At 60.6% G+C, this 14,948-nt stretch carries 13 protein-coding genes and 2 pseudogenes; 6 read left to right on the top strand and 9 right to left on the bottom strand.

The window, feature by feature from the left end; genetic code table 11:
* Nucleotides 1-139: 139 nt before the first annotated feature.
* The 6 genes from GVN17_RS28380 to GVN17_RS28405 all read right to left on the bottom strand — a co-directional run bounded on the left by GVN17_RS28380 (nt 140) and on the right by GVN17_RS28405 (nt 4,428).
* Nucleotides 140-994 carry an alpha/beta fold hydrolase gene (locus GVN17_RS28380; protein ID WP_166598586.1) on the bottom strand — a complete coding sequence of 285 codons (855 nt, stop codon included), beginning with the start codon at nt 992-994 and terminating at the stop codon, nt 140-142.
* Nucleotides 991-1,824, bottom strand: coding sequence for an alpha/beta fold hydrolase (locus GVN17_RS28385; RefSeq protein ID WP_166598587.1), 834 nt, complete (start codon nt 1,822-1,824; stop codon nt 991-993). Before GVN17_RS28385 ends, GVN17_RS28380 begins: the two co-directional genes overlap by 4 nt.
* Before the next feature lie 112 nt (nt 1,825-1,936).
* Entirely contained in the window at nt 1,937-2,380 is a 444-nt protein-coding gene (locus GVN17_RS28390) for a hotdog fold thioesterase (protein ID WP_166598588.1), read from the bottom strand.
* A 184-nt stretch (nt 2,381-2,564) separates the two neighbouring features.
* Nucleotides 2,565-3,023, bottom strand: coding sequence for a phosphohistidine phosphatase SixA (gene sixA, locus GVN17_RS28395; protein WP_166598589.1), 459 nt, complete (start codon nt 3,021-3,023; stop codon nt 2,565-2,567).
* Nucleotides 3,020-3,364 (bottom strand): DUF4389 domain-containing protein, encoded by a 345-nt coding sequence (locus GVN17_RS28400; protein WP_166598590.1) that lies wholly within the window; start codon nt 3,362-3,364, stop codon nt 3,020-3,022. The genes sixA and GVN17_RS28400 overlap by 4 nt, the downstream gene beginning before the upstream one ends.
* Before the next feature lie 38 nt (nt 3,365-3,402).
* The gene (locus GVN17_RS28405) at nt 3,403-4,428 is read right to left on the bottom strand and encodes an NAD(P)H-dependent glycerol-3-phosphate dehydrogenase (RefSeq protein WP_166598591.1); all 1,026 of its coding nucleotides are present in this window, start codon (nt 4,426-4,428) and stop codon (nt 3,403-3,405) included.
* A gap of 293 nt (nt 4,429-4,721) precedes the next feature.
* Between GVN17_RS28405 and GVN17_RS28410 the strand changes: the two are divergent.
* The 5 genes and pseudogenes from GVN17_RS28410 to GVN17_RS28425 all read left to right on the top strand — a co-directional run.
* A pseudogene (locus GVN17_RS28410) lies at nt 4,722-6,198 on the top strand (ATP-binding protein); the annotation flags it as partial.
* 65 nt (nt 6,199-6,263) lie between these two features.
* A pseudogene (locus GVN17_RS30130) lies at nt 6,264-6,647 on the top strand (response regulator); the annotation flags it as partial.
* Between the two features lie 212 nt (nt 6,648-6,859).
* Nucleotides 6,860-7,375: a 3-hydroxyacyl-[acyl-carrier-protein] dehydratase FabA gene (fabA, locus tag GVN17_RS28415; protein ID WP_166598593.1), complete on the top strand. Its 516-nt coding sequence runs from the start codon at nt 6,860-6,862 to the stop codon at nt 7,373-7,375.
* Between the two features lie 10 nt (nt 7,376-7,385).
* Complete coding sequence (fabB, locus tag GVN17_RS28420; RefSeq protein WP_166598594.1) at nt 7,386-8,642, top strand: beta-ketoacyl-ACP synthase I; 1,257 nt, start codon at nt 7,386-7,388, stop codon at nt 8,640-8,642.
* A gap of 141 nt (nt 8,643-8,783) precedes the next feature.
* Nucleotides 8,784-9,644 carry a pirin family protein gene (locus tag GVN17_RS28425; protein ID WP_218576446.1) on the top strand — a complete coding sequence of 287 codons (861 nt, stop codon included), beginning with the start codon at nt 8,784-8,786 and terminating at the stop codon, nt 9,642-9,644.
* A gap of 62 nt (nt 9,645-9,706) precedes the next feature.
* Here GVN17_RS28425 and GVN17_RS28430 read toward each other — a convergent pair whose 3' ends face one another.
* Nucleotides 9,707-10,438, bottom strand: coding sequence for a dienelactone hydrolase family protein (locus tag GVN17_RS28430; protein ID WP_166598595.1), 732 nt, complete (start codon nt 10,436-10,438; stop codon nt 9,707-9,709).
* Between the two features lie 77 nt (nt 10,439-10,515).
* Nucleotides 10,516-12,420, bottom strand: a complete 1,905-nt coding sequence (gene htpG / locus GVN17_RS28435; RefSeq protein ID WP_166598596.1) for a molecular chaperone HtpG — start codon at nt 12,418-12,420, stop codon at nt 10,516-10,518.
* A 328-nt stretch (nt 12,421-12,748) separates the two neighbouring features.
* On the opposite strand from htpG, the gene GVN17_RS28440 reads away from it, so the two are divergent.
* Nucleotides 12,749-13,003 (top strand): hypothetical protein, encoded by a 255-nt coding sequence (locus GVN17_RS28440; protein WP_166598597.1) that lies wholly within the window; start codon nt 12,749-12,751, stop codon nt 13,001-13,003.
* Nucleotides 13,004-13,105: 102 nt separating this feature from the next.
* Here GVN17_RS28440 and brnQ read toward each other — a convergent pair whose 3' ends face one another.
* A complete protein-coding gene (gene brnQ, locus GVN17_RS28445; protein ID WP_166598598.1) occupies nt 13,106-14,419 on the bottom strand; it encodes a branched-chain amino acid transport system II carrier protein in 1,314 nt (437 codons plus the stop codon).
* Nucleotides 14,420-14,948: the final 529 nt, after the last annotated feature.

Consider the following 14,948-nt stretch of genomic DNA (forward strand, 5'->3'; position numbering starts at 1 on the left):
TCGCAGGTGAATCGAAAGACAAACGAACGCCGCACAGGCGTGCGGCGGTGGGAAAGGTGAACGGGTCGAGCGTGAGCGGTGGTCCATCGTGCAGTCTCCTGTTTCAACCCGCCCAGCCTCGGCAGTTGCGGGTCGCAAGTCAAGAAACGGCGAAGAACCGATTGAAACAGTCTGCAACAGAGGTCGCGCCCTTGTCGTCATTGAGGTGCAGATGGTGGCCACCGGGCAGCACAGTCACCTCGAAAGGCACGCTTTCGAGCAAGGTTTTGTTTTGCGCGAGGATTCCCTCTTCGGCCACGATCAACTGCGCAGGACAGCGGATGGCGTTGACGAAAGACAATGCTTGCGCACGTGTCAGACGGATCGGCGACGCCAGGGTCAGGCGGCTGTCGCTGCGCCAGGTATACCCCCCGGGCACCGGCATCAAGCCACGTTGCGCCAACAGTTCGGCGGCTTCGCGAGTGACTGCCACTGCGCCTTTCATTCGCGCTTCGACGGCCCGGTCCATCTCGGCGTAGACCGGTTTGCGCTTGCTCGATTGCGTCAGCTGCGCCTGCAATGCCGCGCCCATGCGCTCGGCTGCGGCCTCGGGTTCGCCCAGTGGCGGGATCAGCCCGTCGATCAGCGCCAGTCGGTTGACCCGGTCCGGCAGAGAGCCCGCGACGATCACCGAGACGATGGCGCCCAACGAATGTCCCATCAGCGAGAAAGTGTCCCAGCCCATCTGCTGCGCGACCTGCAACACATCGTGGGCGTAATCCGGCAGGCCATAACCGGCGCCGGCCGGACGATGATCGGAGTGGCCATGGCCCGCCATGTCCAGCGCCAGAATGCGCAGGCCTTTAAGCTTTGGCGCCAGACGGGCGAAGCTGTTGGCGTTGTCCAGCCAGCCGTGCAGCGCGATAACCGGCTCGCCGTCCTGCGGGCCGAACAGGTGCGCCGCCAGTTCGATGTGCGGCAGGCTCAGACGGACTTCTTCGACAGAACAGGTCATGCGTGGGCCCGTTGACGAGAGGCCACGTCAAGGGCGGATTGTGCGCGGGCATCCCAGCGGGAAAACAGGCTCTTGAGCATCTGCGCGGTGTCCTCGGGGTGTTCCAGCGGAAACATATGCCCGCCGGGCACCGAAAGATACTCCCCTTCGCGCATGCTTTTCACCGACAACGCATGGTGACGGCGCACCACGTCGCTCTGCTCGCCGCGCACCATCGCCAGCGGCACCCGCAAATGCCGGGCGATGCCGGGGCTGGTGTGAGGCACGCTGCGGTAAATGCTCATCTCGATGGCCGGGTCGAAACGCAGCCGCAATTGTTCGCCATGGGGTTGCAGGCCATGAAGCAGGTAGGCCTCGAAACACTCGGGATCGAACCGACGAAACAGCGTCTTGCCCGAGAAATAATGGCGGGCGGCGTCGAGGTCGTTGAACACTTCACGACGCCCCAGCGTGCGGCCGGCCGGGGTGATGCGGTCGATGAAACCGAAGCGTTTGGCGGCTCGAATCATCCATTGGTCGAAGCGCGTGAGCACCGGCGAATCAAGCATCACCACCCCGCGATACAGCTCGGGATGGCGCAAGGCCGCGTGGTAGTGCAACACGCCGCCGAGGGAATGCCCCACGCCCCAGACCGGTTGCGACTGCGCCTGCAAATGGTGAATCAGCTCATCCACCAACGTCGTCCAGTTGTCGGTCACCGGAAAACGCGGGTCGTGGGCATGCTGCGCCAGATGGGTGATTTCATAGTCATCCCCCAGCGCGGCGAACAATTTGCCGTACGTGGCCGAAGGAAAGCCATTGGCGTGAGCGAAAAAAACGTGTTGGGCCATGCCCGCGCATCCCGTGAACCTTGATCAGGGGGCAATTGTGCGCACCGGCTTGCCGTCACAGCAATGACCGGAAGTGCCATCGGTGATGACAGTCCGGTCAACGACGCGGGATTCAGCGCGCGGGCGGCTGTTCGCCGAGGGGCACGACCGCGACGGTCAGCCGGGAGATGCAGCTGGCCTTGCCGTCGTCACTGGTCAGGCGGATGTCCCAGACATGGGTCATGCGCCCGATGTGCACCGGGTGGGCCACGGCGGTCACACGACCACTGCGCAGGCCACGGAGGTGGTTGGCGTTGACCTCGATGCCGACGCAGTAATATTTGCTCGTGTCGATGGCCAGGTAGCTCGCCGAAGAGCCGACGGTTTCCGCCAACACCACCGACGCGCCGCCATGAAGCAGGCCATAGGGCTGATGCGTGCGATGATCGACCGCCATGCTGGCCGTCAGGGAATGATCGTCGAACGCCTCGAAACGGATGTCCAGCACCTCACCAATGGTGTTTTTCTGCATGGCATTGAGGGCGTCGAGGTTAGGGGTTTCACGCCATAGGCTCATGATATTTCCTTATTACTTGAGGCGGTATTGAAGCGCACCACTAGGTTTCGACAGGCGCAATACCTGTGGGAGCGAATTCATTCGCGATGCGGTCATACATCCGACAGAAATGTATCGAATGTACTACCGCCTCGCGAATGAATTCGCTCCCACAGAATCATCCGCCGTCAGCACTATTCTGGGATCACCCCGGATGCCGAACACCCAGCAGGCTCATCGCCCCGGCCAACGGAAAATCCCCGTCCAACTGAGCAACACTGGCGGTATGCATCGGCTCGGCCTGCTGCAGATTGCCGTGCACCGCCAGACCAATCAACGATCCCACCAGGGGCTGATGACTGACCAGCAGCACGTCGTCCGACGCGTACAGATCCAGATTTTCCAAAACCTTGCGCGGGTCGCTGTCCGGCGTCAACCACGGCACGGTCACCACGGCGTCAGTGAAGCCCAACGCCTGACGCACCAGCTCGGCCGTCTGCTGAGCGCGGACATAAGGGCTGGCGATGATCCAGCGTAGCGGTTGACCCAATAAATGCGCGGCGCTGGTCAGGACTTCTTCACGGCCGTTGGCGGTCAATTCGCGTTCGGCATCCGTGCGCGCCCGGGACTGGGCCTCGCCGTGACGCAGAATCCACAGATTCATAGCTTGGGTTCCTCGTCTCGCACTGGATGGCTGGCTGCAGGCACGGTGTGCGGCGCTTCGCCTTCGGGCGCACGGGGCGCGGGCCAGTCAGCAAACGGCCAGGGTTTCTGGTCGGTGTGGAACGTGCCAAAGCGGCCGATCTGCGCCAGAAACTGGCTCAGGCTGTCGCCAAACGACATCAAGCTCAGGCTTGGCGCTCCGTAAAACAGGCGGTAAGCCAACTGCACCAGCACCACGACGGCGAGCACCAGCTCAGCGACTTGCCACACCACCAGAAACACTACCATCCAGAGGATGCGCAGCAGGATCGATTCGTGTTGCTTGAATTTGGATTCGTTCAAGGTGTTCTCCACGGGGCCAGAAGCGAAAGGCCGTTGAATCAGTTGAAACCGCTGGTCGAAATGAAATCGACGTCGGTCTTGGGTTCGGCGCGCATCAGCAGTTCGATGACCTGCTCCAGCGTGCGCCCTTCAAAGAGAATCGCATGCAGACCGGCGACCAGCGGCATGTACACCTGCACCTCCTGCGCCTTGGCCTTGAGCACTTTCAGCGTGTTCACGCCCTCGGCCACCTCGCCCAGACGGGTCACGGCCTCATCAAGGCTCAAGCCCTGCCCGAGCGCGAAACCCACCTGATAATTGCGACTTTTCGGCGACGAGCACGTCACGATCAGGTCACCGACCCCCGCCAGCCCCAGGAAGGTCATCGGGTTGGCCCCCTGGCTGACGGCAAACCGGGTCATCTCGGCCAGCGCGCGGGTGATCAACATGCTTTTGGTGTTTTCACCCATGCCAAGTGCGACCGCCATGCCGGAAATGATCGCGTAGACGTTTTTCAGCGCCCCGCCCAGTTCCACGCCAAAACGGTCGGCGCTCGCGTAGACACGGAAGGTGCGGCCGTGCAATGCGGCCTGAACCTGCTGGCAGAGGTCTTCGTCTTCACTGGCGACCACCGTGGCGGTCAGCGCATGCTCGGCGATCTCGCGGGCGAGGTTCGGCCCGGACAGCACGCCAATCCGCGACTTCGGCGCGATGTCTTCGAGGATTTCGCTCATCAATTTGAAGGTCTGCGCCTCGATGCCCTTGGTCAGGCTGACCAGCATCTTGCCGGTCAGCAACTCGACGTGAGGCGTCAACACGCTGCGCAAGGCGCTGGAAGGCAACGCCACGAACACCAACTGGCAGGCGCTCAGCACGCTCTTGAGGTCCGTCACCGGCTCCACCGCGTCGAGCACCTTGATGCCTTTGAGGTAGCGCGGGTTCTCGCGATTGACGCGAATCGCATCGGCCTGCTCAGGGTCACGCATCCACTGCAGAACCCGGTGACCGTTCCCGGCCAGCAGATTGGCCACCGCCGTCCCGAAGCTGCCGCCACCCAGAACTGCGATCGGTTGCTGTTGGGTCATAAAAGCATCCATCTAGAGCCATCGAATCTGGCGATGCCAGCATTATACGGAGCGCGGTGTCGGCCACCAGCGGCAAAACACCACGGCGCATCACATAAGCCGATGCCCTACTCTTTATGAGGAAATCGCCTACGGCTCGTTTAAGATGCGCGCACCGGATGAAAATTCCACTGCGGCGCCGATGAGCTATTGTTAGGGCGCTTTCCGATGAGATCAGCCCATGACCCCACCCCATTTCCCGATCCCGGCTCCGAACATTCGATGGCGACACGCATGACCACAGGAGTCCGGCCGTGACCTCGCAACGTGGCTGGAACATCAGCACCCGCACGCAGATTCTCAGCCTCGGCCCTGCCCTGCTGCTGACCCTGCTGCTGATCAGCTTCTTTACCGTGGTTCGTATTCAGGACTTGCGACAGGAGCTGACCCACACCGGGCAGTTGATTGCCAATCAGCTTGCCCCAGCGTCCGAGTACGGCGTGATCGTGGGCAACGATGACGTGCTCGAAAGCCTGATGAAAGCCACCATGAATACGCCCCATGTGCGCTTTCTCGAAGTTCAGGACAGCGCCGGGAAGGTGCTGGTGCACGTGGAGCAGGCGACCGAGACCCTTCACGCCCAGCAGATTGAAGTCTTTCAGGCGCCTATCCGGTTGCAGCGGATCAAGAACGAAAGCGATCGCCTCGACGATGCCGAAGACCTCACCAGCGTCCCCGTCGAGGATTACCTCGGCCGCGTACTGGTGGGCATGTCCAGCGATGCGTTTAACGTACGCGAGCAGGAAATCCTTCTGAAAGCCGGCATCCTCGCGCTGTTCGCCCTGCTGTTTACCTACATCTTGGCGCGACGCCTGTCACTGAGCCTGTCCCAGCCAATCAGTGCCATGAGCGACGCCGTAAAAGCCATTCAGCATGGCGACTACACCGCGCCGTTGCCGGTGGCGGATGACGCCGAACTGGGCGATCTGGCGCGACACATCAACAATCTGGCGCTGGGGCTGGAAAAGGCCAGCCGCGAACAGAAAAAAGCCATGGACGAGTTGATCCGCACCCGGGAAGAAGCCGAGCGGGCCAACAGTGCGAAATCGGAATTTCTGGCCATGATGAGCCACGAACTGCGCACCCCCATGAATGGTGTGTTGGGCATGCTGCAACTGATGGAAACCACCAGGATGACCGAGGAGCAGGCCGAATACGCCTCCCTCGCCACCGAGTCCACGGAGCACCTGCTGCGGGTCATCAATGACATCCTCGATTTCTCTCGCTTCGAACGTGATGCCCTGGAATTGGAGAACATTTCCTTCGGTCTCGCCGATCTGATCGCCACCTCGGTGCAGGCGTTTGCCCACAACGCCCAACAGCGAGGACTGGCACTGGAGCTCGACTTGTCGTCGGGGCTTGATCTGTTACGGGTCAAGGGCGACCCCACCCGTATCCGGCAGATTCTGGTGAACCTGATCGGCAACGCCCTGAAATTCACCGAATTTGGCAGCGTGCGGATCGAGACCTCATGGCACGAGCAGGACACCCAGCACATCCTCTTTACCTGCGCCGTGCGTGATAGTGGCATCGGTATTTCAGCGCAATTGCTGGAATCGATGTTCGATGCTTTTCAGCAAGCCGACAACTCGATCTCCCGACGCTACGGCGGCACCGGCCTGGGTCTGCCCATCGCGCGAAACCTGGCCGAGCGCATGGGCGGGTCGCTGGAGGCCGAAAGCAGCGAAGGCATCGGCTCGGTGTTTACCCTGCAAATTCCGTTGCAGCGGGTGCATCAGGAAGAGCCACCCCCGCTGGCTGGCACCGTGGGCGACTTGCCTGCGGAACGCGACGGCTGCGTCCTGCTGGTCGAAGACAACCCGGTCAATCGCACCGTGGTCGAAGCCATGTTGCGCAGCCTGGGCCTGGAGGTGAGTGTGGCCGGGGATGGCGCCGAAGCGGTCAGCATGGCCAGTAAGGAAAAATATGCGCTGATCCTGATGGATTGCCGCCTGCCCGTGATGGACGGCTATGAAGCGACACGACGGATTCGCGAACTTCCGGGCCTCGACACGCTGCCCATCATCGCGCTGACCGCCAATGCCCGGCACGGCGATCGGGACATTTGCCTGCAATCCGGTATGAACGATTACCTGGCTAAACCCTTCAAACGTGCTGATTTACAGCAGGTTTTACAGCGCTGGCTGACCATTAAGCCATCTGCGACTGGCGATAAATGATAAATTGCGGCAGTCTTGTGTGCCGTGATCGACCCGAGACAACGCACGGACGGACAATTTCAGTGCACAGGTGTACATTCATTTCGCCTGTGCTGTGACTTTCACCACAACGCAATAGTCTATGAGTAGGCTGCCAGCGGGGGATCAACCCTCATGGCCAGATTGGGTAAGAACTGCCACACCCTGCCGCACAGGATTATCGAGGAGCTCGCATGACCAAACAAAACGCCTTTACCCGGGAAGACTTGCTGCGCTGCAGTCGCGGTGAGCTGTTCGGCCCAGGTAACGCGCAACTGCCCGCCCCTAACATGCTGATGATGGACCGCATCGTTCATATCAGTGAAGAAGGCGGCAAGTTCGGCAAAGGTGAATTGGTCGCCGAACTGGATATCACTCCAGACTTGTGGTTCTTCGGCTGTCACTTCGAAGGCGATCCGGTGATGCCAGGCTGCCTGGGCCTCGACGCCATGTGGCAACTGGTCGGTTTCTTCCTGGGCTGGCAAGGCCTGCCGGGCCGCGGCCGTGCACTGGGCTCTGGCGAAGTGAAATTCTTCGGCCAGGTCCTGCCGACCGCCAAAAAGGTCACCTACAACATTCACATCAAGCGCGTCCTCAAAGGCAAGCTGAACCTGGCCATCGCCGACGGTTCGGTCAGTGTCGACGGCCGCGAAATCTACACAGCCGAAGGCCTTCGGGTCGGCGTGTTCACCTCCACTGACAATTTCTAAGGGTATTCGCATGCGCCGCGTCGTTATCACTGGTCTGGGCATTGTTTCCTGCTTGGGCAATGACAAAGACACCGTTTCCGCCAACCTGCGTGCAAGCCGCCCTGGCATCCGTTTCAACCCGGAATATGCCGAAATGGGCCTGCGCAGCCAGGTGTCCGGTTCCGTCGATCTGAACGTGCCAGGCGAAGAGCCGGTGTCGGTCGATAAAAACCTTGAGCGACTGATCGACCGCAAGGTCGTCCGCTTCGTCGGCCACGCTGCCGGCTACGCCTATCTGGCGATGCAGGACGCGATCAAGGACTCCGGTCTGAACGAAGAGCAAGTGTCCAACCCGCGCACCGGCCTGATCGCCGGTTCCGGTGGCGCTTCGACCCTGAACCAGATGGAAGCGCTGGACATCCTGCGCGAAAAAGGCGTCAAGCGCGTCGGTCCGTACCGCGTGACCCGCACCATGAGCAGCACCGTTTCGGCCTGCCTGGCGACGCCGTTCAAGATCAAGGGCCTGAACTACTCCATCGCTTCCGCCTGCGCCACCAGCGCGCATTGCATTGGCGCTGCCATGGAGCAGATCCAGCTGGGCAAACAGGATGTCGTTTTCGCCGGTGGTGGTGAAGAAGAACACTGGAGCCAATCGTTCCTGTTCGACGCCATGGGCGCCCTGTCGACCAAGCGCAATGAAAGCCCTGAAAAGTCCTCCCGCGCCTACGATGCAGACCGTGACGGTTTTGTGATCGCGGGCGGTGGCGGCATGGTCGTGGTCGAGGAGCTGGAGCACGCTCTGGCTCGCGGCGCGAAAATCTACGCGGAACTGGTCGGTTACGGCGCGACCTCCGACGGCTACGACATGGTCGCCCCAAGCGGCGAAGGCGCCATCCGCTGCATGCAGCAAGCGCTGGCCACTGTTCACGGCAAGATCGACTACCTGAACACCCACGGCACCTCGACTCCGGTCGGCGACGTCGCGGAAATGAAAGGCGTGCGTGAAGTGTTCGGCACCGACGCGCCGGCCATCAGCTCCACCAAGAGCCTGTCGGGTCACTCCCTGGGCGCCGCAGGCGTTCACGAAGCGATCTACTGCATGCTGATGATGGAAGGCAACTTCATGGCCGGCTCGGCAAACATCGACGAGCTGGACCCGGCGGTAGCTGACCTGCCGATCCTGACCAAGACCCTTGAAAACACGGAGCTGAACCTGGTCATGAGCAACAGCTTCGGCTTCGGCGGCACCAACGCTACGCTGGTGATGAAGCGCTGGACCGGCAAGTGATTCGAGCCGTTCCCCGCATGTGAACAAGGCGCCTTTCGAGGCGCCTTTTTCATGCGCAAGCGCTTCTGCCGAAGCACAGACGATCCAGACGCCACGGTTTATGCTGCGTACTCTGTTGCCACGTTCATCGAGAGCCCTGACATGTTGACCATCACACCCCGCGCAGAAGACGTCGAAGGCCAGCCAATCCTCCGCCCCCTGCCCTCTGCGCAATGCCGCAGCGTCGGCCCCTTCGTGTTTTTTGATCACATGCTGGAAACGACCTACGCGCCCGGCACCGGCATGGACATCCGCCAGCACCCTCACATTGGCTTGTCGACCCTGACTTACCTCTTCGAGGGCGAGGTTCATCACAAGGACAGCCTTGGCAGCGATCAACACGTGAAGCCCGGCGATGTCAGCTGGATGACGGCAGGTCGCGCCATCGCCCACATCGAACGCACCCCGCGGGCGCTGCACGACAGCGGCTCACGCCTGCACGGGCTGCAAGTCTGGCTCGCCTCGCCCAAAGAACATGAGCAGGGTGCCGGCCATTACAGCCATCATCCCGCCGATAGCCTGCCCGTCAGCGACGGCATGGGGATCGCGATTCGGATAATTGCGGGCAACGGTTTCTGCCTGACCTCGCCCGTCCCCGTACTGTCACCGACGCTGTATGCCGAGCTGACCATGCAGACGGCCACGACCGTGCTGATCCCGGCCGAACATGAGCAGCGGGCGTTGTACGTGATTGAAGGGGACATGGCGCTGGACGGCGAACCGGTGGCGCCTCACACGCTGGTGGTGCTGGAGCCCGGGACCGAGCCGACCCTGTGCGCGAACAGTGAATCTCACGCTGTGCTGATCGGCGGCGCGCCACTGGATGGGCCACGGCGAATGAACTGGAACTTCATCGCCAGCGACCCGGCGTTGATCGATCAGGCGCGGGCGAAATGGGCAGCGGGAGATTGGCCAACCGTGCCAGGGGAAGTGGCGCGGATCGAGCTTCCCAAGGGCAGATAAAGGGAGCTGCAAGCTGCAAGCTGCAAGTCGGAGCGGCGCGCATCTGACTTGCAGCTTGAAGCTTAAGGCTGCTGTTGGAAGACTTCATCCAGCAGGTTGTGCATCGCGGTAAACGCGCGCTTCGACACGGTCGGGTTGTACATCTGGACGCCCGGGTTGTTAGCGTGCGGATCGGTGAACGAGTGGAACGCGCCGCCGTAACTCAGCAATTGCCAGTCGACGTTGGCCGCATTCATTTCCGCTTCGAAGGCAGGCAACTGCTCTTTCGGCACCAATGGGTCGGACGCGCCGTGCAGCACCAGCACTTTGCCTTTGATGTTCTTGGCATCGGCCGGGTTGGTGGTGTCCAGCGTGCCGTGGAACGACACCGCAGCCTTCAACGGAGCGCCAGTGCGCGCCAGTTCCAGCGCACAGCAACCGCCGAAGCAGAAGCCGAAGGTCGCCAGACGGCCCGTGTCCACGGCAGCCGTGGATTGAGCGGTCAATTGATCCAACGCGGCCTGCATGCGCTTGTTCAACAGCGTGCGATCAGTCTTCAGCGGTCCCATCGCGGCGATAGCCTGATCGGCATTGGTCGGACGCACGCCCTGCCCGTACAGGTCAGCCAACAACACCACATAACCCTTGCTGGCCACTTGCTTGGCGATCTGCTCGGCGTCTTCGCTGATGCCCATCCAGTTTGGCGCCATGACCAAACCCGGAGCCGCTGTTGCGCCCTCGCTGAACACCAGACGACTTTCGTAATTCTGGCCGTCAATCTGATACACCACGGACTGCACAGTAACGTTGCTCATTGCTGACTCCTGCTTTTGAGAATGTGGGGGAATCAAATGACAAAACCCGCCGAAGCGGGTTTTGACGGGTTTCGACGTTATACCGAAAGCTCGACCAACAGCTTGTTCAAACGGCGCACGTACGCCGCCGGGTCTTTCAAGCTGTCACCCGCCGCCAGCGCAGCCTGATCGAACAGGATGTGCGACAACTCGCTGAAGCGGTCTTCGCTCTGTTCGTTGTCCAGCTTGCCGATCAATGGATGAGTCGGGTTGAATTCGAAGATTGGCTTGGAGTCCGGCACTTTCTGGCCGCTGGCTTCCAGGATCTGGCGCATCTGCAGGCCAAGGTCCTGCTCGCCGATGGCCAGAATCGCAGGCGAATCGGTCAGGCGGTGAGAAACGCGCACCTCGCTGACGGCATCACCCAAAGCGGCTTTCAGGCGCTCGATCAAACCTTCCTTGTCCTTGGCGACTTCTTCCTGAGCCTTCTTGTCCTCTTCCGAGTCCAGCTTGCCCAGGTCCAGATCGCCACGGGCGACGTCGACAAAACCCTTGCCGTCGAAGTCGCTCAGGTAGCTCATCAGCCACTCGTCGATGCGGTCGGTCAGCAGCAGCACTTCGATGCCTTTCTTGCGGAAGACTTCCAGGTGCGGGCTGTTCTTGACCTGCGCATAGCTTTCGCCAGTGAGGTAATAGATCTTGTCCTGACCTTCCTTGGCGCGCGCCAGATAGTCAGCCAGCGACACGCTCTGCTCGCCAGTCTCGTCGGAGGTCGCGGCGAAACGCAGCAGGCCGGCGATCTTCTCTTTGTTGGCGAAGTCTTCGGCCGGGCCTTCTTTCATCACCTGACCAAAGTTTTTCCAGAAGCCTTTGTATTCTTCCGGCTGGTTCTTCGCCAGTTTTTCCAGCATGTCCAGCACGCGCTTGGTCAGTGCGGACTTCATCGAATCGATGATCGGGTCTTTCTGCAGTATTTCGCGAGACACGTTCAGCGACAGGTCGTTGGAGTCCACCACACCCTTGATGAAGCGCAGGTACAGCGGCAGGAACGACTCGGCCTGATCCATGACGAACACGCGCTGCACGTACAACTTCAGACCACGCGGCGCTTCACGCTGATACAGGTCGAAGGGCGCACGGGCCGGGACGTACAGCAGCGAGTTGTACTCAAGCTTGCCTTCGACCTTGTTGTGGCTCCAGCTCAGCGGGTTCTCGAAGTCGTGGGCGATGTGCTTGTAGAACTCCTGGTATTCCTCGTCCTTCACCTCGGTGCGAGGACGGGTCCACAGGGCGCTGGCGCGGTTGACGGTTTCCCATTCTTCCGCTGGCGCAGGCTCGCCTTCCACGGCGTTCTGCTCTTTCGGCAATTCGATCGGCAGGGCGATGTGGTCGGAGTACTTCTTGATGATGTTGCGCAGACGATAGCCGTCGGCGAATTCGTTTTCGGCGGCCTTGAGGTGCAGCACGATACGGGTGCCACGATCGGCCTTCTCGACGGTGGCCACTTCAAAGTCGCCCTCGCCTTTCGACGACCAGTGCACGCCTTCGCTGGCAGGTGTGCCGGCACGACGGCTGTACACGTCCACCTTGTCGGCGACGATGAAGGCCGAATAGAAGCCCACGCCGAACTGACCGATCAGGTGCGAGTCCTTCTTCTGATCGCCGGTGAGGTTCTTCATGAAATCAGCAGTGCCGGATTTGGCGATGGTGCCCAGGTGGGTGATCACATCGTCGCGGTTCATGCCGATGCCGTTGTCTTCGAGGGTGACGGTTTGCGCGTCCTTGTCGAAGCTCACACGGATTTTCAGCTCGGCGCCACCTTCCAGCAACTCCGGACTGGACAGCGCTTCGAAGCGCAGCTTGTCCACGGCGTCGGAGGCGTTGGAAATCAGCTCGCGGAGGAAGATCTCCTTGTTCGAGTACAACGAATGGATCATGAGGTGCAGCAGCTGCTTCACCTCGGTCTGGAAGCCCAGGGTTTCCTTTTGAGTTTCCACACTCATGGTCATCAAACTCCAATCAGTCCATACAAATAGGGGTGGCCGTCCAGAGCATCTGCCGGGGCTGGACGACGGGTTGTCATCAAGGTGGGGGCTGGGTGGGGGATTTCAAGAGCCTGTGAGGCAGGGAATCACAATCTTCATGTGTCATGAGTGAATGGGTTTCTGTGTGAAGCGCCGGGAATAACGCAGCAAAAACGATTAACCCGCGTGGTGTAGACGCGCCGTAACGTGGCTGAAACAGGCACCCATTAATCCCACTCAATTATGGAACTAACGTTATAAGCGTGCGTTCGAAGGCTCGTGGATATTCAATAAGGAGAAACACCCCATGCGTAAGACTTTAGCCATTGCCCTCATGCTTTCTGCCACCTTGGGCCTCGCCGCCTGCGACAAAAAATCCGAGGACAAACAACAGGATGCCAACAAGGCAGCCCAGCAGTCTCAAGAGTCGATGCAGAAGGCTCAGGACAAAGTGAACGACGCCGCCAAAGAAAGTCAGGAAGCTGCGCAGAAGAATGCCGAAGCCGCTCAAGAGCGCGCCAAAGAGACCAACCAGCAAACGCCTGCACCAACTAAGCCGTAAGTTCCAAAGTTTCCAAAAAATAAAGCCCGCATTTAGCGGGCTTTATTTTTATTTCGAGAAAGTGGGCAACCCGGCGGCTCTGCGCCTGTGCCGCCCTACCCTTTACGCCAGCGCTTCGCTGCGCTTGCCGAGCACACGATCGATCACGAACGCACCGAACAACGTGATCAGCGATGGAATCAACCACGCCAACCCCTGCTCGCTCAACGGCAGATGCGCCACCGCGTCAGGCAGGTATTCACCCAGTCCCGACCCCTTGATCGCATCGATCATCCCGAACAACAACGACACCAACATCACCGGCGCAACGACACGCCCCTGCGCCTGCCAGAAATCCTTGCAGAAGCTCAAGGCTACCAGTGCGATGCACGGTGGATAGATCGCCGTGAGAACCGGGATGGAGAACTGGATCAGTTTGGTCAGGCCGAGGTTCGACACGAGCAGCGAGAACGCGGCCAGCAGGATCACCAGGGTTTTGTAAGACAGCGGCAACACGCGGCTGAAATACTCGGCGCAGGCACAGGTCAGCCCCACCGCCGTGACCAGACAGGCCAGCGAAATCAGTACCGCCAGGAAACCACTGCCCAGCGAACCGAAGGTGTGCTGAACGTAAGCGTGGAGCACCGCGGCGCCGTTGGTGGCCGTCGCGGCGACGGCATGACTGCCGGAGCCCAGACGAAACAGGCTGATGTACACCAGCGCCAGCCCTACCCCGGCGATCAACCCCGCGATGATCGCGTAGCGGGTGATCAGCCGTGGCGATTCGACGCCACGGGAGCGGATCGCGTTGACGATGACGATGCCAAAGACCAGCGCACCTAGGGTGTCCATGGTCAGGTAACCATTGATGAACCCCTGGGAGAACGGCGCCGCCACATACGCAGGCTGTGCCGTCCCGACCTCACCCGCAGGCAAGGCGAACGCAGCGATGCCCAGCACGGCCAGGGCGATGATTTTCAACGGCGCCAGAAAACGTCCGACGGTGTCCAGCAAACGGCCGGGGTACAGCGAGACCCAGAACACCAGCAGGAAATACACGAGGCTATAAAGGAAGAGCGCCAGCGGGCTTTCGCCGGTCAACGGCGCCAGCCCCACTTCGAACGACACCGTCGCGGTGCGCGGGGTGGCGAACAAAGGACCCACCGACAGATAACAGACCGCCGCCAGAATCGTCCCGGCCACTTTGCCGATGGGACTGCTCAGCGCATCCATCGCGCCGCCCACCTTGGCCAGCGCAATCACCGTGACCACTGGCAGGCCGACAGCCGTGACGAGAAAGCCCAGTGCCGCCATCCACACATGAGGACCGGCCTGCAAGCCAACGATAGGGGGGAAAATGATATTGCCAGCGCCCACGAACAACGCAAACGTCATGAAACCCAGTGCCAGGATGTCCTGACCTTTCAACACTTTCATCAAAGAAACCACACTGCTGAATCGGAATTAAGAAGAGGATTTCCCAAAGGGTCGAGGGAAATGCGGCCCATCCTTCTGAGACAGACCCGCCGCATGCCATGGCCCCTTATGAGGGCCAGACCTGCAAAATGGCGCGTAGCCTACCCTATTTGCCGCACTAATACAGGGCAGAGCGACCGCTGAACGTACGTTCGCGTCGCATTTCGGAAATGTCCTACAGCGAAGTCTTTTTTCTGGGATGAAGCAGTCGACGCGTAGGCAAGCACAGGCCTCGACCTGTGGGAGCGAATTCATTCGCGAATCGGGAGGACGACGATGCATCTCTGTCGCCCGACCATTTTTCGCGAATAAATTCGCTCCCACAGGGAAATTCAAGTGCGTCACAAAAATCTGCAAACCTGCGAAGAGCGTTAGCTCCAGCCTGATGCCGTTGCTCTTCGAACACGGAAGATCAGACACCGCCGAACGCGACTTGGGTGCAGGCCGAACGCAGGCGGCGCGGAGTGGGTCGAGCGGCATGGATGCCGCG

It is taken from the genome of Pseudomonas sp. SLFW (genome assembly GCF_009905615.1).
Lineage (GTDB): Bacteria > Pseudomonadota > Gammaproteobacteria > Pseudomonadales > Pseudomonadaceae > Aquipseudomonas > Aquipseudomonas bambusae.

Coding starts and splice junctions, on each gene's coding strand:
- GVN17_RS28390 (WP_166598588.1), bottom strand. CDS start 2,380: ATGAGCCTATGGCGTGAAACCCCTAACCTCGACGCCCTCAATGCCATG.
- GVN17_RS28380 (WP_166598586.1), bottom strand. CDS start 994: ATGACCTGTTCTGTCGAAGAAGTCCGTCTGAGCCTGCCGCACATCGAA.
- fabA (WP_166598593.1), top strand. CDS start 6,860: ATGACCAAACAAAACGCCTTTACCCGGGAAGACTTGCTGCGCTGCAGT.
- brnQ (WP_166598598.1), bottom strand. CDS start 14,419: ATGAAAGTGTTGAAAGGTCAGGACATCCTGGCACTGGGTTTCATGACG.
- GVN17_RS28440 (WP_166598597.1), top strand. CDS start 12,749: ATGCGTAAGACTTTAGCCATTGCCCTCATGCTTTCTGCCACCTTGGGC.
- htpG (WP_166598596.1), bottom strand. CDS start 12,420: ATGAGTGTGGAAACTCAAAAGGAAACCCTGGGCTTCCAGACCGAGGTG.
- GVN17_RS28425 (WP_218576446.1), top strand. CDS start 8,784: ATGTTGACCATCACACCCCGCGCAGAAGACGTCGAAGGCCAGCCAATC.
- GVN17_RS28430 (WP_166598595.1), bottom strand. CDS start 10,438: ATGAGCAACGTTACTGTGCAGTCCGTGGTGTATCAGATTGACGGCCAG.
- sixA (WP_166598589.1), bottom strand. CDS start 3,023: ATGAATCTGTGGATTCTGCGTCACGGCGAGGCCCAGTCCCGGGCGCGC.
- GVN17_RS28405 (WP_166598591.1), bottom strand. CDS start 4,428: ATGACCCAACAGCAACCGATCGCAGTTCTGGGTGGCGGCAGCTTCGGG.
- GVN17_RS28385 (WP_166598587.1), bottom strand. CDS start 1,824: ATGGCCCAACACGTTTTTTTCGCTCACGCCAATGGCTTTCCTTCGGCC.
- fabB (WP_166598594.1), top strand. CDS start 7,386: ATGCGCCGCGTCGTTATCACTGGTCTGGGCATTGTTTCCTGCTTGGGC.